Raw genomic sequence first — 23,734 nt, 5'->3', positions numbered from 1 at the left:
GCAACTCTAGGCGGCCGCGGAACCCGTTTTCGCCGTGGTCGGCAGATCGCGCATGTGCCGCAACGGCGAGAAGACCACCCACAGCACCGCGGCCACTTCGCCGGCGATGGCCACCCACGTCGCGCCGCGCAGCCCGAGTCCTTCACCGAGCGCGCCGCCCAGCAGGCCGCCCAGCGGTATCACGCCCCAGACGACGAACCGCACGCTCGCGTTCATCCGGCCGAGCAGCCGGTCCGGGCAGATCGCCTGCCGGTAGGACACCTGCGCGATGTTGTAGATGATGATCCCGAACCCGCCGACCGCCGCGCCGAGCCCGGCCAGCCCGAGCCGCCAGTCCGGTGCGGCGAACGGGAACAGCAGGTTGGCCGGCGTGGTGCACAGCGGGACCAGCCAGATCGCCCGCGACTGGCCGAGCCGCCGGGTCACCGCGCCCGAGCAGACCGCGCCGAGGATCCCGCCGGCGCCGCCGACCGCGAGAAGCACGCCGACCGCGGCCGGCTGCAGCCCGACGGTCCGCGTCAGGAACAGCACCTGCACGGCGTTGAACGCCCCGCCGAAGAAGTTCGCCGTCGCCGTCGTCCCGACGATGGCCCGCAACGGCCTGTCGGAGAACACGAACCGCAGACCTTCGGCGATCTGCGGGAGCAGCCGGGCGTGGCCGCCGCGCTCCGGTTCGGGCTCTCGCGCGCGGATCCGCAGCAGGCACAGCGCCGACGTCAGGTAGCCGAAGCCGGTGATCAGCACGGTGTTCGCCGCGCTGACCAGCTGGACCAGGACGCCCGCGGCGCCCGGCCCGGCGATCTGCGCCGTGGATTGGACGGCCTGGAGCTTGGCGTTGCCCTCCAGGAGGTGCTCGCGGCCGACGAGCGAGGGCAGGTACGACTGGTAGGCGATGTCGAAGAACAGCGTCGCGATGCCCACGAGCAGCACGACGACCAGCAGTTGCGCGAGCGTCAGCACCCCGGCCCACCAGGCGAGCGGCACGCTGAGCAGCAGTGCGAACCGGGTGAAGTCGGCCGTGAGCATGACGCGGCGGCGCCGCAGCCGGTCGACCCACACCCCGGCGGGCAGCCCGATCAGCAGGAACGCGAGCGTCTCGGCCGCGGTGAGCAGGCCCATCTCGAACGGCGTCGCGGCCAGCGTCACCGCCGCGAGCAGCGGGACGGCGGTGTTGCCGACGAACGTGCCGAACTGGCTGGCCGTGTCGCCGGCCCACAGCCGCCGGAAGTCGGCGTGGAAGAAGAGTGATGACCCCCTGGACATGCTCCCGAGTCTGCCGCGAGTGATTGGAAAGTGTCAATCACTATGCGCTCTAGGCTGTGCGGGTGCCGCCCTCGAAACGACGTACCGCGACCGAAGCCGAGGCCGCCGCGCTGGCCTCCGGAATACGGCTGCGCATCATCCGGTTGACCTTCTCCGAGGCCCTGACCAACAAGGAGCTCGCCGAGCGGCTCGGCCGCGACCCGGCGACCACCCTGCACCACGTGCGCAAGCTCGTGGACACCGGCTTCCTGGCGGCCCAGCCGCCCCGGCGCGGCACCCGGGGCGCCCGGGAAATCCCCTACCTCTCCACGGGACTTTCGTGGACACTCGACTCATGCGGTGATCGGGGCGTTGAAGAGGCGGTGCTCGAGGCCTACCTGGCCGAGATCGCCGAAACCGGGTTCGAGGGCGTGCACCAGTCACGCCTGGTCGTCCAGGTGGCCCCCGAGGAGCGCGACGAGCTGGACAACCGGCTGAACGCCCTCCTCGAGGAGTTCCGCGCGCGCCCGCGCCGTCCCGGCGCGGAACGCACCGCGATCTACCTCGCCACCTATCCGAGCAGCTGAAGAAGTTCGGTTCCGCGTCGAAACGTGGGACCATGGAGGCACGATGACAGATCTGACACACACCGAAGACCACGACGACGACCGGTACGACGCCGAACTGTCCACGGGCGAGATGGAGCTCGAGGACCGTGCGTCACTGCGCCGGGTCGCGGGGCTGTCCACCGAGCTCGACGACGTCACCGAAGTCGAGTACCGGCAACTGCGGCTCGAACGGGTCGTGCTGGTCGGCGTGTGGACCGAGGGCACCGCCCTGCAGTCCGAGGCGTCGCTGGCCGAGCTGGCGCGCCTGGCCGAGACCGCGGGTTCGGAAGTCCTCGAAGGTCTCATCCAGCGGCGGACCAAGCCGGACCCGGCCACCTACATCGGCTCGGGCAAGGTGCGGGAAGTGCGCGACATCGTCGGGTCCACCGGCGCCGACACCGTGATCTGCGACGGCGAGCTCTCGCCGGGCCAGCTGCGGCAGCTCGAGGAGAAGGTCAAGGTCAAGGTCATCGACCGGACCGCGCTGATCCTCGACATCTTCGCCCAGCACGCCCGGTCCAAGGAGGGCAAGGCGCAGGTCGAGCTGGCCCAGCTGCAGTACCTGATCCCGCGGCTGCGCGGGTGGGGTGCGTCGCTGTCCCGGCAGGCCGGTGGCCGCGCCGGTGGCGCGAACGGCGGCGTGGGCCTGCGTGGTCCCGGTGAGACCAAGCTCGAGACCGACCGGCGGCGGATCAACAAGCGCGTGGCGAAGCTGCGCCGGGAGATCGCCGCGATGGACACCATCCGCGAGACCAAGCGCGGCCGCCGGGTGGCCAACGAGGTGCCCAGCGTGGCGATCGTCGGCTACACGAACGCCGGCAAGTCGAGCCTGCTCAACGCGCTGACCGGCGCCGGGGTGCTGGTGGAGGACTCGTTGTTCGCCACCCTCGACCCGACCACGCGGCGCACGCAGACCGCGGACGGGCGCACCTACACGCTGACCGACACCGTCGGGTTCGTGCGGCACCTGCCGCACCAGCTGGTGGACGCGTTCCGCTCGACGCTGGAAGAGGCCGCGGACGCGGACCTGCTGGTGCACGTGGTCGACGGGTCCGACCCGGCGCCGGAGGAGCAGGTCAGCGCGGTGCGTGAGGTGCTCGGCGAGATCACGCGCAAGCGCAAGGAGCCGCTCCCGCCGGAGCTGCTGGTGATCAACAAGACGGACGCGTCCGACGAGGTCACCCTCGCCCGGCTGCGGCACGCCTTGTCCGGCTCCGTGCAGGTTTCGGCGCGGACCGGGGCCGGCATCGAAGCACTCGTCGACGTGATCTCCGAACGCCTGCCGCGGCCCGAGGTCACCGTCGAGGTGCTGGTGCCCTACGCGCGCGGCGAGCTCGTCGCGCGGGCGCACTCGGACGGCGAAGTGCTGGAAGAGGAGCACGTCGAGGAGGGCACGCGCCTGCTGGTGCGGGTCCGCCCGGATTTCGCCGCCGCTTTGCGGGAGTACGAGACCAACTCGACCAGGGCCTGACACGTCTCCGTAGTGTGCGATCAAAGTGGTCGCACACTACGGAGGTGGCTGGGTGCGCTTGGCGGTCGCGATTGCGGCGGGTTTCCTGGCTTTCCTGAGCGGACCGGTACCGGCGTCGGCGGCGGAGACGCCTCAGGCCCTGTGCACGGTGAAGGACTCGCGCCTCGGTGAACTGTCGGGGCTCGTGTCCGACGGCGAACACCTCTATGCGATCAACGACGGCGGCACCAAGGTCCAGGTGTTCGTCCTCGGTCGCGACTGCAAGGTGCAGAAGGTCCTCAGCGACAAGACGGATCCGTTCGATGTCGAGGACCTGGCCCGCACGCCCGACGGGCGGCTCTGGCTGTCCGACACCGGCGACAACCTGAAGGGCCGGCTGACCGTCGCGCTGCTCGAGCTGAGCCCCCAGGGCAAGCTCACGCTGCACCGGCTCACCTATCCCGACGGCCAGCACGACACCGAAGCGCTGATCATGGACAAGGCGGGAACGCCGTACCTGATCACCAAGGACGTCCTCGGCGACGCGAAGGTCTACCGGCCTGCCGGTCCGCTGGCCAGCCCCGGCCCGACCAACCTGGAGAAGGTCGGCTCGGTGAAGATCGCGACCACCGACACGCAGGGCGGCCCGGTCGGGTCGATCGGCTCGGTCCTGGTCACCGGCGGCGCGTCCTCAGCCGACGGCACGGTCGTCGCGCTGCGCACGTACACCGACGCCTACCTCTACGCCGCACCCGACGGTGATGTCCTCGCCGCGCTGCAGCGCACCCCGGTCCGGATCCCGTTGCCGGGGGAGAAGCAGGGCGAGGCGATCGCGTTCGATCCCGACGGCACGCTGCTCTCGGGCAGCGAAGGGGCCGGCCAGCCCCTCCGCGCGGTGCGGGGCGCGGCCGCTCTGGCCGCGCAGTCCGGCGCACCGGCGGAGGGCAAAGCCTCGACCGGCACCGGCGCGTCGTCCGGTTCGGCGGGGGACGGGGCCGGGCTCCCCATCCTGCCCGCCGCGGGGATCACGCTCGCGGTGGTCGGGATCGGCTGGTTTGGGTTCAGCAAGCTGCGTCGCCGAAGCCGCCGGTAGTCCTGGCGGGCTTGGCTCCCCACGGCCAAGACCACTCGATCCGGTGAAGATCAGCCCCAGCCTCGGCGGTGCGAACCTCGGGCTTCACTTCCCAGGCGACCGAGGCGGGGGTCCGGGGGCTCGCCCCGGGCGGGTCTGGGGACTTGCCCCAGAAGACACGTGGAGCGGTGGCCGTGGTCCGCGCTTGTCCGCGGACACACCTCGCCCCCTCCACCTCGCTACAGGCGGCGGAGGACCGCCACGACCTTGCCGAGCACCGTCGCGTCGTCGCCGGGGATCGGCTCGTACGCCTCGTTGTGCGGCATCAGCCAGATGTGGCCGCCCTTGCGCTTGAACGTCTTGACCGTGGCCTCGCCGTCGATCATCGCCGCGACGATCTCGCCGTTGTCCGCGTCCGGCTGCTGCCGGACCACGACCCAGTCGCCGTCGGTGATGGCCGCGTCGATCATCGAGTCACCGGTGACCTTGAGCAGGAACAGCTCGCCTTCGCCGACGATCTCCCGCGGCAGCGGGAAGACGTCTTCGATGGACTGCTCGGCCAGCACCGGGCCACCGGCGGCGATCCGGCCGACCAGCGGCACGTACGCCGCCTTCGGCATGACCGGCTGCTGGTCCATCTCGATGCCCATGGGGTTGTCGTCGGTCGCGGAGAGCACGCCGACCGCGCGCGGCCGGTTCGCGTCCCGGCGCAGGTACCCCTTGCGCTGCAACGCCCGCAGCTGGTGCGAGACCGACGACGTCGACGTCAGGCCCACCGCCTCGCCGATCTCGCGGACGCTGGGCGGGTAGCCGAACCGGCTCACCCACGAGCGGATCACGTCGAGCACCTGCTGCTGGCGGACGGTGAGGGCGTCGTCCACGTCGTACACCTCGGGCATGGAGGCCACCTTTCCGGTGCCCCCGGGGGACCCACTGGTCCTGCCCGCCTTGTTCTCCTTCGCCACTGCGTCGCCTCCCAGACGTTCGCTGCACGTATGCGCGCCGGCCGCCGTCCGCTGGGTGCGGGCAGCCTCGCCGGCGGCATCTGCCCGGCAGATGCCCTGGTCACCGACGTTAGCCCCCGGGCACGGCGATTTCAAACATCTGTTCGATCGACACGCCGTGTCCGCTCGATTTTGTCGGTGGCAGGTGGTAGACCTTCGCACGGACGTTCGATAGAACGCCTGTTCGACCTTGATCCGCGAACCGCTCCCGGTTCCCGGATCAGGCGGACACCTGGGTTTAGAGGAGGTTCGGATGTCCATTCTGGCCGAACGTGGTCCGGCTCGCCCGGCGACCCCGGTTCCGGCGCAACCCCGCCCTGTGCGCGTGCTGCGCGGGCGGCGCGGAGAGGTGCGGCGCCCGCCGACGCGCGCGAGGGTGGTCGCGGGCCGTCGCCCGGCCGGCGCGCCCTGCGCGGCGCCGCGGCGGGTGCCGGTGCGGTGGCCGTGGCTCGCCGCCGTCGCCGTCGCGGCCTGTCTCGTGGTCACCGGATTGGGGCTTCTCGGCGGCGGTGGCACGGGCGCTCCGGTGCCCGAGTCGACCGCCACGGTCTCGGTCGAGCAGGGCGACACGCTGTCGGCGCTGGCTTCCCGATTCGCGCCAAGCAGCGACCCTGGCGCGGTTGTCGCCCGGATCAAGGAGCTCAATCGCCTGGACCAGGGCGTTCTCGTGCCCGGGCTGGCGCTCACGGTCCCGGTCGCCGACCCGGCCGCGGTTCCCGCACCCTGATGCCGCCACCGTCCGCCGTGGCCGTCAACCACTCTCACCCGGGCGGGTTCCCGCCCGGTCGCGCCGCTTGCGCGCGTACCTCCCGAGTCCTACTCTCTGCCGCTATATGTAGTAGTTACACCGCTGTAGTTGGTCCACAGGTTGGGGTAGTCTGGACAGCAGTTGTCCACAGTTGACCGGCTTTTACCCACCGGATGTCCACATGTCGATCACCAGGGTGCAGGGGTACCCGGCGATCGCAGCACGGCCGCGCGTGGCGGCCGGGACGTCGACCGGGGCGGCCGGCGCGGAGGGGAAGGTGATCGGCGGATGAGGTGCCCGTTCTGCCGGCATGCGGACTCTCGGGTCGTCGACTCCCGAGAGGTGGATGAAGGCCAGGCGATCCGCAGGCGGCGCTCGTGCGCGTCCTGCGGCAGGCGGTTCACGACGTCGGAGACGATGGTGCTCGCCGTCGTGAAGCGCTCCGGGGTCACCGAGCAGTTCAACCGGGACAAGGTGGTCAGCGGCGTCCGCCGTGCGTGCCAGGGCAGGCCGGTCGACGACGACGCGCTGCAGCAGCTCGCGCAGCGCGTGGAGGAGTCGATCCGCTCCGCCGGGCTGGCCGAGATCCCGAGTCACGAGGTCGGCCTGGCGATCCTGGGCCCGCTGCGTGAGCTCGACGGGGTCGCCTACCTCCGGTTCGCCAGTGTCTACCGCTCGTTCTCCTCGGTCGAGGACTTCGAGAAGGAGATCGCCGACCTTCGTGAGGCCATCGCGGGTGCTGCTGCGCCGAAGGAGAGCGATCAGCGCGACGACGGCGATTGACCGTCCCGCTGCGGGAGTGAGGGTTCGACCATGACCGAAACCGTGGGGACCGGGGCCAGGGCGGCCACCGGCAAGAAGAACAAGGCCGCCGGCGGGCTGAGCGTGAAGCGTGTCTTCACCACCGAGGGCGAGCACCCGTACGACCAGGTCACCTGGGAGCAGCGGGACGTCGTGATGACCAACTGGCGCGACGGCTCGGTCAACTTCGAGCAGCGCGGCGTGGAGTTCCCCGAGTCGTGGTCGGTCAACGCCACGAACATCGTCACCAGCAAGTACTTCCGGGGCGCCGTCGGCAGCCCTCAGCGCGAGCGCAGCCTCAAGCAGCTCATCGACCGCGTCGTGCACACGTACGTCAAGGCCGCCCGCGACCACGGCTACTTCACCTCGCCGCAGGACCTCGAGATCTTCGAGCACGAGCTCACCTGGATGCTGCTGCACCAGGTCTTCAGCTTCAACTCCCCGGTCTGGTTCAACGTCGGCACGTCGTCGAAGCAGCAGGTCAGCGCCTGTTTCATCCTCGCCGTCGACGACACCATGGAGTCGATCCTCAACTGGTACCGGGAAGAGGGCCTGATCTTCAAGGGCGGTTCCGGCGCCGGCCTCAACCTCTCCCGCATCCGCTCCTCGAAGGAACTGCTCACCTCCGGTGGTACGGCTTCAGGCCCGGTCTCGTTCATGCGCGGCGCCGACGCGTCCGCGGGCACCATCAAGTCCGGCGGCGCCACCCGGCGCGCGGCGAAGATGGTCGTGCTCGACGTCGACCACCCGGACATCGAGGAGTTCATCCAGACCAAGGCGCGCGAAGAGAAGAAGATCAAGGTCCTGCGCGACGCCGGGTTCGACATGGACCTCTCCGGCGCGGACATCTCCTCGGTGCAGTACCAGAACGCCAACAACTCGGTCCGCGTGTCCGACGAGTTCATGCAGGCGGTCGAGAACAACACGGACTTCGCGCTGCGCGCCCGGCTCACCGGCGAGGAGATCTCCCGGACCGACGCGAAGACGCTGTTCCGCACCGTGGCGCAGGCCGCGTGGGAGTGCGCCGACCCCGGCATCCAGTACGACGGCACGATCAACGACTGGCACACCTGCCCGGAGTCCGGCCGCATCACCGCGTCCAACCCGTGCAGCGAGTACATGCACCTCGACAACTCGAGCTGCAACCTCGCCTCGCTGAACCTGCTCAAGTTCGTCACGCCCGAGGGCACCTTCGACGCCCCGCTGTTCGCCCGCGCGGTCGAGTTCGTGATCACCGCGATGGACGTCTCGATCTGCTTCGCGGACTTCCCGACCGAGCCGATCGCCGACACCACGCGGAAGTTCCGCCAGCTCGGCATCGGCTACGCCAACCTCGGCGCGCTGCTGATGGCGCTGGGCCACGCGTACGACTCCGACGGCGGCCGCGCGCTCGCGGCGGCGATCACGTCGCTGATGACCGGCGTCTCCTACCGGCGTTCGGCGGAGCTGGCCCAGGCCGTCGGCGCGTACGAGGGGTACGCCCGCAACGCCGAGCCGCACCAGCGCGTCATGCGCAAGCACGCGGCGGCGAACGAGCTCGTCCGCACCTACCACGCGAACGACGCCGCGGTCCGCGCGCTGGCGACCGAGGAGTGGAAGCGCGGCATCGACATCGGCACGAAGCACGGCTGGCGCAACGCGCAGGCGTCGGTGCTCGCGCCCACCGGCACCATCGGTTTCATGATGGACTGCGACACCACCGGGATCGAGCCGGACTTCTCGCTGGTGAAGTTCAAGAAGCTCGTCGGCGGCGGCTCGATGCAGATCGTCAACCAGACCGTGCCGCGCGCGCTGGAGGCGCTCGGTTACCAGGCCGAGCAGGTCGAGGCGATCGTCGAGTTCGTGGCGCAGAACGGCCACGTCGTCGACGCGCCCGGGCTGCGGCCCGAGCACTACGAGGTGTTCGACTGCGCGGTCGGCGAGCGCTCGATCGCGCCGATCGGGCACGTCCGGATGATGGCCGCGGTGCAGCCGTTCCTGTCCGGCGCGATCTCGAAGACCGTCAACATGCCGGAGACGGCGACGGTCGAAGAGGTCGAGGAGATCTACTTCCAGGGCTGGAAGCTCGGCCTCAAGGCCCTCGCGATCTACCGCGACAACTGCAAGGTCGGCCAGCCGCTGTCGACGGCGAAGAAGGACAAGGTCGCGGCGGAGCCGGAGAATGTCGTCGAGTACCGGCCGGTGCGCAAGCGCCTGCCGAAGAAGCGCCCGAGCCAGACGGTGTCGTTCACCGTCGGCGGCGCGGAGGGCTACCTGACGGCGGGCTCGTACCCGGACGACGGCCTCGGCGAGATCTTCGTCAAGCTCGGCAAGCAGGGTTCGACGCTGGCCGGCGTGATGGACGCGTTCTCGATGTCGATCTCGGTGGGCCTGCAGTACGGCATCCCGCTCGAGTTCTACGTCTCGAAGTTCTCCAACCTGCGTTTCGAGCCGGCCGGCATGACCGACGACCCGGACATCCGGATCGCCACGAGCGTGCTGGACTACCTGTTCCGCCGGCTGGCGCTGGACTACCTGCCGGAGGAAAAGCGCGCGCAGCTGGGCATCCTGTCCGCGGACGAACGCTCGGCCGAGGTCGAAGCCAACTACGGCGGCACCGTGGACCTCGGCGCCTTGCAGTCCACAGTGGACTCCTCGCCGGAGCCGCACACCGCGGAATCCGAGCACCCGCACCGCGAAGCCCAGACGACGACGGAGCTGATGGAACTCCGCCTCGGCAAGGCCGCGGACGCCCCGCTGTGCATGACGTGCGGAACGAAGATGCGCCCAGCAGGTTCGTGCTACGCGTGCGAAGGCTGCGGCGCGACCTCGGGCTGCAGCTGATCGGTCGTTTCCCGTGGCGTGGCCCGGGACGCTGGAGTCGTGATCGACGACTTCGTGTTCGCGGGCCACGCCGCGGTCGCCGGCGGCGCGCAGCGGCTGTCGGTGAGTGACTGCCTCGCCGACCTCGTCCTGTCCGAGCTCGGCGGGGACGATTGGTTCGGCGACTTCGCGACCGCGGCGGCCCGCGGTGAAACGGTGCTCACCGCCGGGGTTCCCGTGGAGCACGTCGAACGCGTGCTGGCCGACCTGGCCGCCGCGGGCCGGGTGCGGGGAAGCGGTGGCCTGCCGGACCGGCTGGGCCACCGGCTCCCCGTGCCGCGCGGGCGCGTCCTCGGGTTCGAGCCGATCGGGTTCGACGACGGAGCCGGGCATTCCTGGGCCTGCCTCGGCGGCCTGGTCGACGACGTCCGCGCGGCGACCGGCATCCGCCCGGCCGGCAACGGCCTGATCGAGGCGGAGACCGACGCCCGCGAAGCCGCCCGCTGGCTGACGGCGTCCGGGCTCGGCGACCCTAAGGTGCTCTTCTGGACTCCGGCGGTGGTGCTGGGCGCCCGCTAGCGCACGATCTCGGCGATGCCGAGCATGTTGCCCTCGCTGTCGCGGAACCACGCGGCCCGCTCGCCCCGGCCCTTGCTGGGGTAGTTGCCCTCGATGTCCATGATCCCGCCGACGCAGCCGTCGTACTCCTCGAACACGACACCGCGGGCGCGTAGCTCGGCGACCGCCGCTTCGACGTCGTCGACGTAGAACCCCATCTGGGTGAAGGAGCCGTCGGACGCGCCGGCGGAGGCGTAGAGGCAGAACACGCCGGACTCGCTCTCGTACCGCAGGCCGCCGGGCCGCTCCTCGGCCGGTTCGAGGCCGAGCTTCTCGGCGTACCAGCGGCGGGCGCGGGCCAGGTCCTGGGTGGGGATGCGGGCTTCGAACCGCAGGGTGATCGGCATCCGCCCGATGATAGGCCAGATGGCGGGGACGCCCCGGAATCACGACGGAAACCGCATCCGGAAACAATACATCCTGCATTTTCCGGCCTTTTTGAGGTGAATAACCTTGTTTTCGAGTTAACATGTTCGACACTTTCGACCCCGTTGTTCCGGTTTCACTCGTTCGAGTTAACCTCTGCGGCGCGGGGGATGGCGGACTGTTCCCCCTGGTTATGCGCTTTCGTGTGGATCCGGGGAGGGATCGCTCGATGACCTCGCTTGTCGCTGCCGAAACGACGCCGAGACCGCGGGAAAAACCGCAAAGCGAGGGATTTTCCCGCTGGTGGTCGAGCGCGCTGGTGCTCGTGATCTTCGCTTTCCTCGCCTGGCAACGCCGGTGGGTCTGCGACGACGGCCTGATCGCCCTGCGCACCGTGGAAAACCTCCTCCACGGAAACGGTCCGGTGTTCAACGCCGGGGAACGGGTCGAGGCCAACACCAGCACTTTGTGGACGTACGTCCTGGCCGTAGGCGGTCTCCAGCCGTGGCTCAACCTGGAATGGGTGGCCGTCGTCCTCGGGCTGGTTTCCGCCGTCGGCGGGCTGTTCTTCGGCCTCGACGGGGCCCGGCGCCTGTTCCCGGCCCGGCGGGTCGTGCCGGCCGGCGGCCTGGTGGTCCTGGCGCTGCCGCCCTTCTGGGACTACGCCACGTCCGGACTGGAGACCGGCCTGGTCACGCTGTGGCTGTCCGTCGGGTGGTGGCAGCTGGTGCGCCACGCGACCGGTGGCCCGGTCCGGACCTGGCCGACCCTGCTGCTGATCGGCTGCGGCCCGCTGGTGCGCCCCGAGTTCGCCCTCGTCTCCGCGATCACGTTCGCCGCGCTGCTGGCCGTGACCAGGCCGGGGTGGCGCCGCGCGCTCGGCTGGCTCGGGCTCGCCGGCCTGCTCCCGGTGGCGTACCAGGTGTTCCGGATGGGCTACTACGGCCTGATCACGCCCAACACCGCCCTGGCCAAGGAGGCCACCCAGGCCCGCTGGGACCGCGGGTGGTTCTACCTCGTCGACCTGTTCGGCTCGTACTGGCTGCTGATCCCGCTCGCGCTGCTGCTCGCCGCCGCCGTGTTCGTCCTGCGACGCCTGGAGCGGAAGTCGCTGGTGGCCGCCCTCACGCCGGTGGCCTCCGGGATCCTGCTGGGGCTGTACGTCACCCGCGTCGGCGGCGACTACATGCACGCCCGGATGCTGCTGCCGGTGCTCACCTGCCTGCTGCTGCCGGTCATGGTCGTCCCCTTGTCCCGGTGGACCGGCGCGCTCGTGCTGGCGGTCCTGGCCTGGACCGTCACCAGTGCGGTCGGCCTGCGCCCGGTCTCGGCCGAGCAGCACAAGATCGGCGCGTACGGCATCAGCGACGCCCGGGTGTTCTGGGTGGACTCCACGCGCCACGAGCACCCGATCACCGCCGAAGACGCCGCGCTCCTGCCCGGTTACGTACAGGACATCCTCGCGGCCCGGGCCCACATCACCGGCCCGTCCGTCGCGGTGTCGGTGAACCTGACGTGGGTGGCCTACCCGGGGACGCGCACGGTGGTCTCGACACCCGGCGCGCTCGGTTTCCCGGGCATGCTCCTGCCGCGCGAGGAAACCCTGGTCGACGACCTCGGGCTCGCCGGCCCGCTCGCCGCGCACACCAGCGTGATCGCGAGCATGCCCGCGGGGCACCAGAAACTGCTGTCGCCGGCGTGGACCGTCGCCGACGCCGGAGCCGGGTCGCCGGCCCAGCTCTCGGCCGCCGGGAACGAAGTCATCTACTCGGAGGAGATCGCGGCGGCCCGGCTGGCGCTGGCCCGGCCCGAGATCCACGAGATGCTCGACTCGGTCCGCGCGCCCCTGACCTTCGACCGGTTCTGGAACAACCTGATCCACTCCGTCGGCCGCAGCCGGTTGCGCTTCGACCCCCGCCCGTTCGTCGCGGCGTACGAGCGCTGATCCTCACGGGATCTCCACCGGAACCGCCCACGGCGTCCACAGCCACCCGGCATCATCGGCGCGATGACCTACGAACACTGGCTCCACGACTTCACAGCCGAGGCCGAACGCCGGCGACACCGCGAGGAACCGCCGTGGGCGCGGGGTGCCCGGCTCGATCCTGACGTCGCGCGGAGCATCCAGCGGTTCCAGGTCGGCGAGGCGGGTGACGGCGCCAACCTCATCGCGAAAGCCGGCGGGGACGACGACTACCTCGCCGCGGTGAAGCTCTTCGTCGCCGAGGAGCAGAACCACGCGCGGATGCTCGGGGAACTGCTGCGCGCCGCCGGCGTACCGACGATCACAAGCCACTGGTCCGACACCGTTTTCGTGCGGCTGCGGCGGGCGCTCGGGCTGCGGCTCGAGCTGATGGTGCTGCTCATCGCCGAGGTCGTCGCCCTGCGGTACTACCGCGCCCTGCGGGACGGCACCACCGACCCGCTCGTCACGCGGGTCGCGAGCCTGATCCTCGCCGACGAGGAACGGCACGTGCCCTTCCACTGCCACCGCCTCCGGATCGGCTTCGCGACGCTCGGCAAGGCGACTCGTGCGGCCGTGTTCGGCGCCTGGCGGCTGCTCTTGCTGGGCGTGACGATCACGGTCGCCGCCGACCACGGGCGTGCCCTGCGCCGGCTCGGCGTCGGGCGGCTCGTCTTCGTCGCCGACGTGCTCGTCGCCTTCGAAGCCGCCCTCGCGCGGATCCGCGGTGACGAGCCGAAGCCGCGTCACGTCCCGAAGCGGGCCAGGCCGCGTGGCCTCTTCTAGAACGCCCCGGCCGCGAGGGCCCGCAGTGACGCCGTGATCCGCTCCGGCGTCACGCCCTGGCCGGTCTGGTGCAGGAACACCTCCGGGGCCAGCGGGGCCAGTAGGACGTCGGCCAGGACGTCCGGGTCCGGGGCGCCCGCCGCGACCGCCAGGATCCGGACGTGCGTGTGCCAGAAGCCGTACGCGCCCGTCTCGAAACGCGAATGGCCCACCTCCGTGCCCAGCACCAGGTGCGCGTGGCGGGTCAGCAGGTCGATCATCGCCGCGTAGAACGCCGCCAGCCGCTCGGCCGGGGGTGCGCCCGGGCCCAGCGGGGGAGCGCCGCGCAGCAACGACTCCTGCAGCCGGCGCTCGTGCTCGTCCAGCAGGGCCACCGCGATCGCCGCGCGGTCCGGGTAGCGGCGGTAGAGCGTGCCGCGGCCGACGCCGGCCGCGCGGGCGATGTCCTCCATCGTGACGTTCGCCGGGCCGTGGGCGGCGAACAGCTCCTCCGCGGCCGTCAGGACCTTCGCGCGGTTGCGGGCGGCGTCGGCGCGTTCGGGCATGGCGCCAGCCTAGGGAATATCCGGACGAGGCGTCCAGTTAGCCTCAAGTGGACACCGCGTCCACTTGAGGAGGAACCGTGACCCACCTGCTGCACCTCGACTCCAGTGCCCGCCGTACGTCGTTCTCGCGCGAGCTGTCCGCGCGCTACGCCGCGACCTGGGACGGCACCCGCACCTACCGCGACCTCGCCGCCGACCCGGTCCCCGTGATCGGCGAGGCCTGGACCGAGATCTGCGACGCGCTCCTGACCGCGGGCATCACCGATCCCGCGCGCTACGCCGACGTCGTCGCGACGACGGAGCAGAAGAGGGCCTGGGCGGTCGTCGAGCCGCTGCTGGCCGAGCTGCTCGAGGCCGACGTCGTCCTCATCGGCGCGCCGATGTACAACTTCTCGATCCCGGCCGCGCTCAAGACGTGGATCGACCAGGTGACGTTCCCGCGGATGTCGTTGCGCGGCAAGGCGTTCGTCATCGCCGGGGCACGCGGCGGGACGTACGCGCCGGGCACGCCGCGCGCGCCGTTCGACCACCACGAGGCCTACTTGCGGGACTTCATCGCCGGGCACTACGACGTCGACGACGTCCGCTTCGTGCACGCCGAGCTGACCAACGCCCTGGTCGACCCGCACCTCGCCGCGCGCGAAGCCGACCGGGTGGCGTCCCGCGACCGGGCCCTCGAAAGCATCTGATGGGCTGGGTGACGCTGGTCTGCGCCGGGCTCGTCGAAATCGCCTGGTCGCAGAGCATCAAGCCGACGGAGAACTTCACGAGACCGTGGCCGACACTGCTGTGCTTCGTGCTCTGCGCGGCGGCCGTCTACCTGCTTTCGCGCGCGATGGACACCGTCCCGGTGGGCACCGCCTACGCGGTGTTCACCGGGATCGGCGCCGTCGGCGCGATCGTGCTCGGCGTCGTCGTGACCAAGGACCCGCTGAGTGTCGGCCGGGTGGCCGCGCTGGCCCTGATCGTCGGCGGCGTCGTGCTCGCGCGCGTCACTTCGTGAGCTGCTCCCACAGGAACTCGAAGACCAGCGCCCACTTGAACGCCAGCTGCTCGTTGTCCGCCGCGGCGCCGTGGCCGCCTTCGATGTTCTCGTGATACCGGACGTCGTGCCCCTGCTCACGCATCCGCGCCACCATCTTGCGGGCGTGGGCGGGGTGCACGCGGTCGTCGCGCGTGGACGTCACGAACAGCGACGGCGGATAACTCCGTCCACTGTGGACGTTCTGGTACGGCGAGTACTTCGAGATGAACTCCCATTCGGCGGCGTCGTCCGGGTCGCCGTACTCGGCCATCCACGACGCGCCCGCCAGCAGCAGGTGGTAGCGGCGCATGTCCAGCAGCGGCACCTGGCTGACGATCGCGCCGAACCGCTCCGGGTAGCGCGTCAGCATCACGCCCATCAGCAGGCCGCCGTTGCTGCCGCCCTGGATACCGAGCTTTTCCGGCGTCGTGATGCCACGCTCGGCGAGATCCGCGGCGACCGCGCCGAAGTCCTCGTACACCCGGTGGCGCCGCGCCTTGATCGCCTGCGTGTGCCAGCTCGGCCCGTACTCGCCGCCGCCGCGGATGTTCGCGACGACGTACGTGCCGCCGCGCGCCAGCCAGCCGCGGCCGATCATCCCGCTGTAGGACGGCGTCAGCGACACCTCGAAGCCGCCGTAGCCGGTCAGCAGCGTCGGACCGCCTTCGGCGCCGGACGGCCGGACGACGAAGTAGGGGATCTTCGTGCCGTCTTCGGACGTCGCGAAGTACTGCGCGACGTCCATCCCCGAAGCGTCGAAGAACGCCGGAGCCTGCTTCAGCACTTCGACCTCTTCGCCGACGTGGCCGTAGCTCAACGTCGGCGGCTGGAGGAAGCCGCTGGAGTTGATCAGGTATTCGTCGCTGACGTCGGGATCGGTGTCGAAGATGTCCGCGCTGCCGAACTCCGGCCCGCCGGACAGCGGTTCGTCGGCCCAGCCGCCGGGGCCCGGCGTGAGCGTGCGCAATTCGGAGCGGACGTCGCGCAGCAGGCCGAGCAGCAGGTGGTTGCGCGTCCAGGCCCAGTAGTCGAGGGACGTGTGCTCGTCGGGCGTGAAGAGCGTCGTGAAGCCCCGCTCGCCGCCCATGAAATCGTCGAAGCGGATCCCGATCAGCGAACCGGCCGGGTGCTCGACGCCGCCGACGGTCCACGCCGTCCGCGGCCGGACCAGCAGCCATTCGCGGTGCAGCGACGCGCTCGCGTCGTCCGGGACGTCGATCTTGACCAGCCCGTCCGGCGTCCGCAGGAACAGCTCGGAGCGGTAGAAGTCGATCGCGCGGCTGACGAAGTCGCGCTCGAAGCCTTCGGTCGGGTCGTGGGACGCGCCGATCGAGACGTCGTCGGCCTTGCCCTCGTAGACCGTCGTCGCCGCTTCGATCGGCGTGCCGCGGCGCCACTCCTTGGCCAGGCGCGGGTAGCCCGAGCTGGTCAGCGAGTCCGGGCCGAAGTCGGTGCCGACGTACACACGGTCCTCGTCGATCCAGCCGATGCGCGTCTTCGCCTCCGGCAGCGTGAAGCCGCCTTCGACGAACTCGTGCGCGTCGAGGTCGAACTCGCGCACCACCGTGGCGTCGGCGCCGCCGCGCGACAGTTCGACCAGGCCGCGGCGGTAGCCCGGCCGCAGCACGGTCGCACCCTGCCAGACCCAGTTTTCGCCTTCGGCCTCGGCGAGCGCGTCGACGTCGAGCAGCAGCTCCCACTCGGGCTCGGCCCGCCGGTAGGACTCCAGCGTCGTCCGCCGCCACAGGCCGCGGGGGTGGCTCGCGTCCTGCCAGAAGTTGTAGAGGAGCTCACCGCGGCGGCGCACGTACGGGATCCGGTCGTCGGCGTCGAGCACCTCACGCAGTTCGTCACGCAGCTCGGCGAACCGGGCGCCCTCGGTCAGCTCGGCCAGCGTCTCGCCGTTGCGGGCGCGCACCCAGTCCAGCGCGTCCTCGCCGGTCACGTCTTCCAGCCACAGGTGGGGATCCTCGACACTCATGCCGACAGTTTCGCCCGGACACCCCTCCGCTGGCCACCGGGCGGCGTTTTCGTTTCGTGATCCCGGCCTCTCCGGCGGTCGATATGCTGGGCGCAGCGAGCAGGGGGAGAACGTGAACGACGCCGAAGCGGCCGGCCCGTCCGGGCCGCCGCCACTGCCCTCCCCGGGGGCGGCCCGGCCTCCGGAACCGGTGTGGGCGCCGGAACCCAACCCCTGGGCGTCACCCGGCTGGGCGACCGCACCTCCCGTCCCGATCGCGCCGCCGCGCAGCCGGCTCTGGGGCGCCGTCGGCGGCGTCCTGGTGATCGTGCTGGCCTTTTCGCTGATCGCCGCGACCTTCCCGCACCGCGTCGACGGGCACGCGTTCGTCGCGGAGGGCGTCGACACCGGACGCGCGTACGGCGGCACGTCGGACGGGAAGCAGCCGAAGTCCGTGCCGGAGCTGTCCGCCAACCCGCTGCTCGCCGCCGGCATCACGCCGGGGCCCGCCGTGTGCTCGCTGCCCGCCCTCGGCCGGGCCGCCGAGCAGCTCAAGGCGTACTACGGCGCGCTGGCCGGCTGCCTCGAACAGTCGTGGCGCCCGGCGCTCGCGAAGGCCGACGAGCCGACGCTGACCGCGAAAGTGTCGGTGGTGCTGCCCGAGCACAGCGCGTGCGGCGCGGCGCCGTCGGAGAACGAAGCCGTCGCCTATTACTGCGGCGGCGACACCACGATCTACGCCCCGACCGACTGGATGCTGTCGGACGCCGGGCTCAACAAGGCCCGCCACATCGCGACGATCGCCCACGAGTACGGCCACCACGTGCAGCGCGAGAGCGGCATCCTGTCCGCCGCGGCCGACAAGATGACGTCGGCGAACGAAGACAGCGCGGCCGACAAAGAGCTCGTCCGCCGGATCGAGCTGCAGGCGAACTGCTTCGGCTCACTGTTCCTCGCCGCGGTCGCCGGCTCGGGCTCGATCACCCGGTCGCTGGCGAACGCCGCGGTCGCCGACTACGGCCGCGCCGACGACAGCGACACCCACGGCTCGCGCGCGCACCAGCTGTCCTGGGCGAAGGCCGGGTACGACGGCAAGAGCACGAAGTCGTGCGACACGTGGAGCGCGCCGCCGGCCGACGTCAGCTGACGCGCCGGCCGAGCAGCGCGAGGAACCTCTCGAGCTCACTCGCGTTGTCCGGGACGGCGACGCTGCGGGCGAAGGAGCCGTTCTTCTCGCGACCCTCGTCGGGGATGCGCTCGGCCATCTGCAGCGCGGCGTGCACGGCCTCGGCGTCCGGGTCGTAGGGCAGGCCGAGCGTGCGGGCCAGGTCCCAGCCGTGCGCGACCGTGTCGACCAGGTGCATCAGTGCCCGCGCTCGTCAAGGCCCGGTACCTCACCGACTGGCACGCGCCGAACGTCGAGCAGGCCGCGCTGGCGGCGTTCATGGCCGAAGGCGGCTTCGCCCGGCACGTCCGCCGGATGCGCAAGGTCTACCGCGACCGGCACGAGCTGCTGTCCCGGTTGCTCGTCCGGGACTTCGCCGACATTCTCACGCCGCTGCCGTCGACCGCGGGCCTGCACCTGAGCGCGGCTTCCGCCTTCGACACGGGCTCGTGGGTCCGGCGCGCCCGGCACCACGGGGTCCGGCTGTACTCGCTGGGCGACTTCGGTGCGGGCGAGCGGCGGCACGGGCTCGTGTTCGGTTACGGTGCGGTCGCGGCCGAGCGGATCGAGCCGGGGCTGGCCCGGTTGCGCACACTCGCCGACCGAGGAGCGGGATGACCGACGACGTGATGGTGGCGATCGACGCGGGTCTGCGGCAGCACATGGGCGGAGACCGCGCGGGCGCGTACGCGACCTTCGCCGAGCTGTGGGCGTCGGTCGGACCGGACGGCGACCCGCTGCACCGCGTCGCGCTCGCCCACCACATGGCCGACGTCTGCGACGACCCGGCCGAGGAGCTGGAGTGGGACCTGCGGGCCCTGGCGGCGGCGGACTCCCTGACCGACTCGCGGGCGCAGGAGTACCACTCGTCGCTGGCCGTGCGCGGGTTCTACCCGTCGCTGCACCTCAACCTGGGTGAGGACTACCGCAAGCTGGGCGACCTGACCGCCGCCCGCGAGCAGCTGGACCTGGCACGATCCCGGCTGGACGCCCTCTGCGACGACGACTACGCCGCCGGGATCCGCCTCGCGCTGGACGGCCTGGCCGAACGTCTCGGCTGAATCGGTCCGAATACCACGAACACGCCCCGTTTGCCGGACTTTCGCGCGGTGCTGCCGGGCCCTAACCTGTTGTGACCCAGTTCACCGACGGGAAGGATCGCCATGCGGATTGCGGATCTGCTGCGCAAGAAGGGGACGGCCGTGGCCACGGTCACTCCGGAAACCACGGTGACCACGCTGCTGGCCGGACTGGCGGACAAGAACGTCGGTGCGATGGTGGTCGTCGCGCCGGACGGGTCGATCGCCGGCATCGTCTCCGAACGCGACGTCGTCCGCCGCCTCAACGACCACGGACCCACCCTGCTGGACGGCCCGGTAGCCGCCATCATGACGACCTTGGTCGCCAGCTGCGGCCCGGACGACTCGGTCGACCAGCTGTCGGTCCTGATGACGGAGCGCCGCATCCGCCACGTCCCCGTCCTGGACGACGGCCGGCTGGCCGGGATCATCTCCATCGGGGACGTGGTGAAGAACCGGATGGAAGAGCTGGAGAAGAGCCAGGAACAACTGGAGGCCTACATCTCCCAGGGCTGATACCCGCGGCGCCGCGAAGTACCCGATCGCTAGGCTTCGCCGATGCAATACGGGTACTTCGCCGCCGCGGACGATGCCGAAGTCGTCCGCATCCTCGACCGCTTCGACGAGCAGGCCGAGGGAACCGGTCACTTCGAGCTGGTGGTCAAGCACGCCGACCCGCTCGAGGACCTGCTCCCAGCGGAAATGAGCCTGACCCGCCGGACCGAGGCCGAGCTCGAGGCCGACCCGCGGCGCGGCAAGTTCCTCGGGGAGACCCACGACGGCGAACTGGCCGCGCTCGCCCTGTCGGACGTGTTCAAGGAGGCTCTGTCCCGGGCGTCCGACGCCGATCTGCGTACCGCTGCCGTGGCGATCGCCGGCCCGGACGAAGACGTCGTCTCCTTCTTCAAGAGCCTTGCGGAAATGGCCCGCCGCGATGCGAGCCACCACCTGTACTGCTGGATCTCCTTGTAGGGCTTCACTCCCGCCAGCCGGAGAGTTCCACGCCTTTCGCCACGTCCACCCGGTACGACAGCGTCACCACCTGCGTCTCGCCCGTGCCCACCGTCAGCTTCCACGTGAACTCGCCCAGCGCCGACGTCTCCACCGGCTCCGGGGACGTGCGAATGTCCCGCACCGTGATCGTGTCGTCGCGGGACACCGGCGCCTGGTCCAGCACCGTCACCTCCGCCGAACGCGGGCCGTGGTTCGCGACCGAAATCCGGTACTCCGCCTCGCGCCGCTTCTGGCCGGACAACGTCGCCTTCGACGCCGTGCGGCGGGTCAGCTCACGCTCGATGCGGATGCGGTCGTCGACGCCCAGGGCCAGCTCCAGTTCCTCGCCGGGAGCCCACGGTTCCAGTTGAGTCGTGCCGACGAACTCCGTGTCGTGGAAGACCGAGGCGCGGCCCGGACGCAGGGCGTGGTCCGAGCTGTTGACGACGACCGCCCGCAGGTACGCCTCCTCCGCCAGCACCGGCGCGGTGACGTAGCCCAGCGAGGCCGTGAGATCCAGCTGCGCCAGCGTCGTGCGGTGACCTTGCGCGCCCGAGGGCACCTCCACCGGGCGTGAAGGCCGGTAGGTGACGGCCGTCGTGCCCTGCTCGACCGCGGCGAACTTCGGCGCCATCGCCGGTGCCGGGGCCGACGCCGCGAAGCGGGCCATCCGCGCGCCCTCCGGGACGCCACCGCCCGAGCCGCCGTACGCCGCCGCGGGGGTCGGGGGCGGCGGCACGCGGCGGTCGAGGTACCACGGCTGCAGCTCCGGGACGACCACCGAGACGGCCGGCCGTGCGGTCGACAGCGCCAGCTCGCACTCCGGCCAGTCCTCGCCCGTGTACTGGCTGACCAGCCCGTACGACGTCACGGTGACGTCGGCGCCGCGGACGCGGATGTCGTAACCCGGTTCCCAGCTCGCGCCGGGGACCACATAGGACAGTTCCAGATCCGCCGAACCCGCCGCGTCCGAGATCTCCAGCTCCACGACCACCGACGTACTGTCCTGTTCGGACTGTGCGCTGTGCTCCGCGATCCGCCGGTCGAGCGCGTCGAGATCCTCGCGCAGCCGGGTGACGCGGTCGGCGAGAGCGCGCCGGGACTTCAGTGCCGCGGCCAGCCGCGAACTCAGCGCGTCGGTCACCTCCGCGACGCGCGAAGGCTCGGCCGTGCCGGCGGCCAGCGCCTTCGCGAAGCTTCCCCCGCTGCGCTTCGCGAGTGACGTCAGCAGATCCACCTTCATCGCTTCGGCCGCTTCGTCGTCGATGACGCCGTCGAGCGTGGCCTGGTCCGCGCGCCGCTGCTCGACGAGGGCCCGCAGCGCGGCGTCGGCCGGCGAAGCGTGCCGCTCGGTCCGGACGTCGACGCCGGTGATCAGCGCCGGGCCGGTGCCGGTGACGCGGACCGAGCCCGGGTCGAGCGACAGCGGCAGACCGGCGAAGGTCAGCCGCGGGCCGCCGTCGAGGGGTGCCTTGCCCCGGCGGGTGATCCGGGCCTGCTGCGGGTAGACGGTCACGGCGGCGATCGGTGCTTCGACGGTCGGCATGCCTCCGACGTTAGTCTCTTGACGCCGGATCGGGCCGGACGGAAGTGTGGTGACCCGTCCGCTTCGCCCGGCTTGGGGGGTTAAGTGAAAGCCGCAATCCTGGTCGCCGCCGTGCTCGCGCTGCCGTTGACCGCGGTCACCGCCGAGGCCGCCGAACCGCCCGCGCCCGTGTTCACCGGCGGCCAGGCGCAGCCGGTGTTCGACCCGGCCGACGTCATCCGCGAGGACGTCTGGGTCACCGCGCCGGTCGACAGCGACCACGACGGCGCCGACGACCTCGTGCACGCCCAGGTCGTGCGCCCGCGCGCGACGCTGCAGGGGATGAAGGTCCCCGTCGTCTACCAGGCCAGCCCGTACTACGCGGGCGGCAACGACGTCGCGAACCACGACGTCGACGTCGAGCTGTCCGCGCCCGGCTACGCCCGCGAAGCCGAAGGCCCGCGCGTCGCCGCGCACGGTGTCGGCCCGGCCGCCCCGATCACCTGGCGCTACCAGGACTACTTCACCGCGCGCGGCTTCGCCGTGGTGTACGGCGAATCGCTCGGCAGCGGCCTCTCGACCGGCTGCCCGACCACCGGCGACGTCAACGAGACCATCGGCGCCCGCTCGGTCGTCGACTGGCTCAACGGCCGCACGCCCGCGAAGGACGCCGCCGGCGCCGCGGCGAAGGCCGACTGGAGCACCGGCAAGACCGGCATGGTGGGCGTGTCCTACAACGGGACGCTGCCCAACGCCGTCGCGAGCACCGGCGTCGAAGGTCTCGAGACGATCGTGCCGATCGCCGCGATCTCCAGCTGGTACCAGTACTACCGCAACGACGGCGCGGTCGTCGCCGCCGGCGGTTACCAGGGCGAGGACGCCGACGTGCTCGCCGAGTACGTCTACACCCGCGCCGATCGGCAGGTCTGCCGCCCGGTCATCGACGGCCTGACCCGCGACCAGGACCGGGTGACCGGCGACTACACACCGTTCTGGGACGTCCGCAACTACCGCAACGACGTCGCGAAGGTGCACGCCTCGGTGCTCGCGGTGCACGGCCTCAACGACTGGAACGTCAAGACCGACCAGGTCGCCGAGTGGTACGAAGCGCTGAAGGCGCACGGGGTCGAGCACAAGATCTGGCTGCACCAGTCCGGCCACGCCGACCCGTACTCGCTCCGGCGCGACGTCTGGCTCGCGACGCTCAACAAGTGGATGTCGCACTACCTGTACGGCGTCGACAACGGCATCCAGAACGAGCCGAAGGCGACGATCCAGCGCGAAGACCTGTCGTGGACCGACGAAGCCGACTGGCCGGCGCCGACCACGGCGGACGTCCGCGTTTATCCGTGGCCCGGCGGCCGGTCCAAGGGCACCATCGACACCCGCAACCCGGTGCCGGGCAAGGCCACCGTCGAGACCCTCGCCGACGACGCGACCAAGACGATCGAGCAGCTGGCGAACACCACGTCGTCCGGAAACCGGCTGCTGTACACGACTTCCGCGGCGAAGCAGCCGGTGCGCCTCTCCGGGACGGCGCGGGCCGACCTCGCGCTGACGTTCGACCGGCCCGCGGCGAACGTCTCGGCGATCCTGCTCGACCGCGCCCCCGACGGCACGTCCCACGTGATCAGCCGCGGCTGGACCGACCCGCAGAACCGCACCGACCCGGCCGTCACCGAGCCGATCACACCGGGGCAGGGCTACCGCGTCGGCGTCGAGCTGATGCCGAAGGACTACATCCTGGCTACCGGGCACCGGCTCGAGTTCCTGCTGGCTTCCAGCGACCACGACTACACGCTGCGGCCCAAGCCGGGTGCCGGCCTGGCGCTCGACCTGACGAAGACGACGGTGACGCTCCCGGTCACGGGCGGCAAGCCGGCGCTGCGAGCCGCGTTCGGCTGAGCACGCCGTCCGCCCGCGGGCGCATTTCGCACCGGAGTCATCCTTGCGATGTAGTCGCGAGGCTGACGCGGTGGCGGC

Annotated in this window: 24 protein-coding genes; 17 read left to right on the top strand and 7 right to left on the bottom strand. The window is 71.1% G+C overall.

Annotated features, from left to right (window positions below; all coding sequences use genetic code 11):
- Positions 1–6 precede the first annotated feature (6 nt).
- The gene (locus tag OG494_RS23780) at positions 7–1,263 is read right to left on the bottom strand and encodes an MFS transporter (protein ID WP_328442716.1); all 1,257 of its coding nucleotides are present in this window, start codon (positions 1,261–1,263) and stop codon (positions 7–9) included.
- A gap of 62 nt (positions 1,264–1,325) precedes the next feature.
- Here OG494_RS23780 and OG494_RS23775 point away from each other — a divergent pair, with 62 nt between their 5' ends.
- Genes OG494_RS23775 through OG494_RS23765 form a run of 3 tightly spaced genes read left to right on the top strand, consistent with a single transcriptional unit; the run spans position 1,326 to position 4,393 of the window.
- Positions 1,326–1,829: an ArsR/SmtB family transcription factor gene (locus OG494_RS23775; RefSeq protein WP_328442715.1), complete on the top strand. Its 504-nt coding sequence runs from the start codon at positions 1,326–1,328 to the stop codon at positions 1,827–1,829.
- Between the two features lie 43 nt (positions 1,830–1,872).
- Entirely contained in the window at positions 1,873–3,321 is a 1,449-nt protein-coding gene (hflX, locus tag OG494_RS23770) for a GTPase HflX (protein ID WP_328442714.1), read from the top strand.
- A 52-nt stretch (positions 3,322–3,373) separates the two neighbouring features.
- Positions 3,374–4,393 (top strand): hypothetical protein, encoded by a 1,020-nt coding sequence (locus OG494_RS23765; RefSeq protein ID WP_328442713.1) that lies wholly within the window; start codon positions 3,374–3,376, stop codon positions 4,391–4,393.
- Positions 4,394–4,611: 218 nt separating this feature from the next.
- Here OG494_RS23765 and lexA read toward each other — a convergent pair whose 3' ends face one another.
- On the bottom strand, positions 4,612–5,271 hold the full coding sequence (lexA, locus tag OG494_RS23760; RefSeq protein WP_247063137.1) for a transcriptional repressor LexA: 660 nt from the start codon (positions 5,269–5,271) through the stop codon (positions 4,612–4,614).
- A 358-nt stretch (positions 5,272–5,629) separates the two neighbouring features.
- Between lexA and OG494_RS23755 the strand changes: the two genes are divergently transcribed.
- The 4 genes from OG494_RS23755 (at position 5,630) to OG494_RS23740 (ending at position 10,306) form a co-directional block, all read left to right on the top strand.
- Positions 5,630–6,103, top strand: a complete 474-nt coding sequence (locus OG494_RS23755) for a LysM peptidoglycan-binding domain-containing protein (protein WP_328442712.1) — start codon at positions 5,630–5,632, stop codon at positions 6,101–6,103.
- A gap of 309 nt (positions 6,104–6,412) precedes the next feature.
- Positions 6,413–6,907 (top strand): transcriptional regulator NrdR, encoded by a 495-nt coding sequence (gene nrdR, locus OG494_RS23750; protein ID WP_328442711.1) that lies wholly within the window; start codon positions 6,413–6,415, stop codon positions 6,905–6,907.
- Positions 6,908–6,937: 30 nt separating this feature from the next.
- Positions 6,938–9,748, top strand: coding sequence for a vitamin B12-dependent ribonucleotide reductase (locus OG494_RS23745; protein ID WP_328442710.1), 2,811 nt, complete (start codon positions 6,938–6,940; stop codon positions 9,746–9,748).
- 39 nt (positions 9,749–9,787) lie between these two features.
- Complete coding sequence (locus OG494_RS23740; protein ID WP_328442709.1) at positions 9,788–10,306, top strand: hypothetical protein; 519 nt, start codon at positions 9,788–9,790, stop codon at positions 10,304–10,306.
- Here OG494_RS23740 and OG494_RS23735 read toward each other — a convergent pair.
- A complete protein-coding gene (locus OG494_RS23735; protein ID WP_328442708.1) occupies positions 10,303–10,692 on the bottom strand; it encodes a VOC family protein in 390 nt (129 codons plus the stop codon). The two genes, OG494_RS23740 and OG494_RS23735, sit on opposite strands and share 4 nt — an antisense overlap.
- 248 nt (positions 10,693–10,940) lie before the next feature.
- Here OG494_RS23735 and OG494_RS23730 point away from each other — a divergent pair, with 248 nt between their 5' ends.
- Positions 10,941–12,656: a hypothetical protein gene (locus tag OG494_RS23730; protein ID WP_328442707.1), complete on the top strand. Its 1,716-nt coding sequence runs from the start codon at positions 10,941–10,943 to the stop codon at positions 12,654–12,656.
- Positions 12,657–12,719: 63 nt separating this feature from the next.
- Positions 12,720–13,460 (top strand): ferritin-like domain-containing protein, encoded by a 741-nt coding sequence (locus OG494_RS23725; protein ID WP_328442706.1) that lies wholly within the window; start codon positions 12,720–12,722, stop codon positions 13,458–13,460.
- Here the strand turns inward: OG494_RS23725 and OG494_RS23720 are convergent.
- Entirely contained in the window at positions 13,457–14,005 is a 549-nt protein-coding gene (locus OG494_RS23720) for a TetR/AcrR family transcriptional regulator (RefSeq protein WP_328442705.1), read from the bottom strand. The two genes, OG494_RS23725 and OG494_RS23720, sit on opposite strands and share 4 nt — an antisense overlap.
- A 77-nt stretch (positions 14,006–14,082) precedes the next feature.
- Between OG494_RS23720 and OG494_RS23715 the strand changes: the two genes are divergently transcribed.
- A complete protein-coding gene (locus OG494_RS23715; RefSeq protein WP_328442704.1) occupies positions 14,083–14,694 on the top strand; it encodes an FMN-dependent NADH-azoreductase in 612 nt (203 codons plus the stop codon).
- Positions 14,694–15,008 (top strand): DMT family transporter, encoded by a 315-nt coding sequence (locus tag OG494_RS23710; protein ID WP_328442703.1) that lies wholly within the window; start codon positions 14,694–14,696, stop codon positions 15,006–15,008. The genes OG494_RS23715 and OG494_RS23710 overlap by 1 nt, the downstream gene beginning before the upstream one ends.
- Here OG494_RS23710 and OG494_RS23705 read toward each other — a convergent pair.
- Entirely contained in the window at positions 14,998–17,010 is a 2,013-nt protein-coding gene (locus tag OG494_RS23705; protein ID WP_328442702.1) for a prolyl oligopeptidase family serine peptidase, read from the bottom strand. The two genes, OG494_RS23710 and OG494_RS23705, sit on opposite strands and share 11 nt — an antisense overlap.
- 112 nt (positions 17,011–17,122) lie before the next feature.
- Here OG494_RS23705 and OG494_RS23700 point away from each other — a divergent pair, with 112 nt between their 5' ends.
- On the top strand, positions 17,123–18,136 hold the full coding sequence (locus OG494_RS23700) for a neutral zinc metallopeptidase (RefSeq protein ID WP_328442701.1): 1,014 nt from the start codon (positions 17,123–17,125) through the stop codon (positions 18,134–18,136).
- Here OG494_RS23700 and OG494_RS23695 read toward each other — a convergent pair.
- Positions 18,129–18,353, bottom strand: coding sequence for a hypothetical protein (locus OG494_RS23695; RefSeq protein WP_442874261.1), 225 nt, complete (start codon positions 18,351–18,353; stop codon positions 18,129–18,131). The two genes, OG494_RS23700 and OG494_RS23695, sit on opposite strands and share 8 nt — an antisense overlap.
- A gap of 2 nt (positions 18,354–18,355) precedes the next feature.
- On the opposite strand from OG494_RS23695, the gene OG494_RS23690 reads away from it, so the two are divergent.
- The 4 genes from OG494_RS23690 (at position 18,356) to OG494_RS23675 (ending at position 20,205) form a co-directional block, all read left to right on the top strand.
- Positions 18,356–18,772 (top strand): hypothetical protein, encoded by a 417-nt coding sequence (locus OG494_RS23690; RefSeq protein ID WP_328442700.1) that lies wholly within the window; start codon positions 18,356–18,358, stop codon positions 18,770–18,772.
- Entirely contained in the window at positions 18,769–19,215 is a 447-nt protein-coding gene (locus OG494_RS23685) for a hypothetical protein (protein WP_328442699.1), read from the top strand. The genes OG494_RS23690 and OG494_RS23685 overlap by 4 nt, the downstream gene beginning before the upstream one ends.
- 102 nt (positions 19,216–19,317) lie before the next feature.
- A complete protein-coding gene (locus OG494_RS23680) occupies positions 19,318–19,749 on the top strand; it encodes a CBS domain-containing protein (protein WP_328442698.1) in 432 nt (143 codons plus the stop codon).
- A gap of 42 nt (positions 19,750–19,791) precedes the next feature.
- Positions 19,792–20,205 (top strand): hypothetical protein, encoded by a 414-nt coding sequence (locus OG494_RS23675; protein ID WP_328442697.1) that lies wholly within the window; start codon positions 19,792–19,794, stop codon positions 20,203–20,205.
- Positions 20,206–20,209: 4 nt separating this feature from the next.
- Here OG494_RS23675 and OG494_RS23670 read toward each other — a convergent pair whose 3' ends face one another.
- Positions 20,210–21,772 carry a DUF4139 domain-containing protein gene (locus OG494_RS23670; RefSeq protein WP_328442696.1) on the bottom strand — a complete coding sequence of 521 codons (1,563 nt, stop codon included), beginning with the start codon at positions 21,770–21,772 and terminating at the stop codon, positions 20,210–20,212.
- 84 nt (positions 21,773–21,856) lie between these two features.
- Here OG494_RS23670 and OG494_RS23665 point away from each other — a divergent pair, with 84 nt between their 5' ends.
- On the top strand, positions 21,857–23,656 hold the full coding sequence (locus OG494_RS23665; RefSeq protein ID WP_328442695.1) for a Xaa-Pro dipeptidyl-peptidase: 1,800 nt from the start codon (positions 21,857–21,859) through the stop codon (positions 23,654–23,656).
- Positions 23,657–23,734 lie beyond the last annotated feature (78 nt).

The sequence above is a fragment of the Amycolatopsis sp. NBC_00438 genome (genome assembly GCF_036026695.1).
Classification (GTDB): domain Bacteria; phylum Actinomycetota; class Actinomycetes; order Mycobacteriales; family Pseudonocardiaceae; genus Amycolatopsis.
The sequence above is the reverse complement of the archived record's forward strand: the minus strand, read 5'-3'. Positions and strand labels throughout refer to the sequence as shown.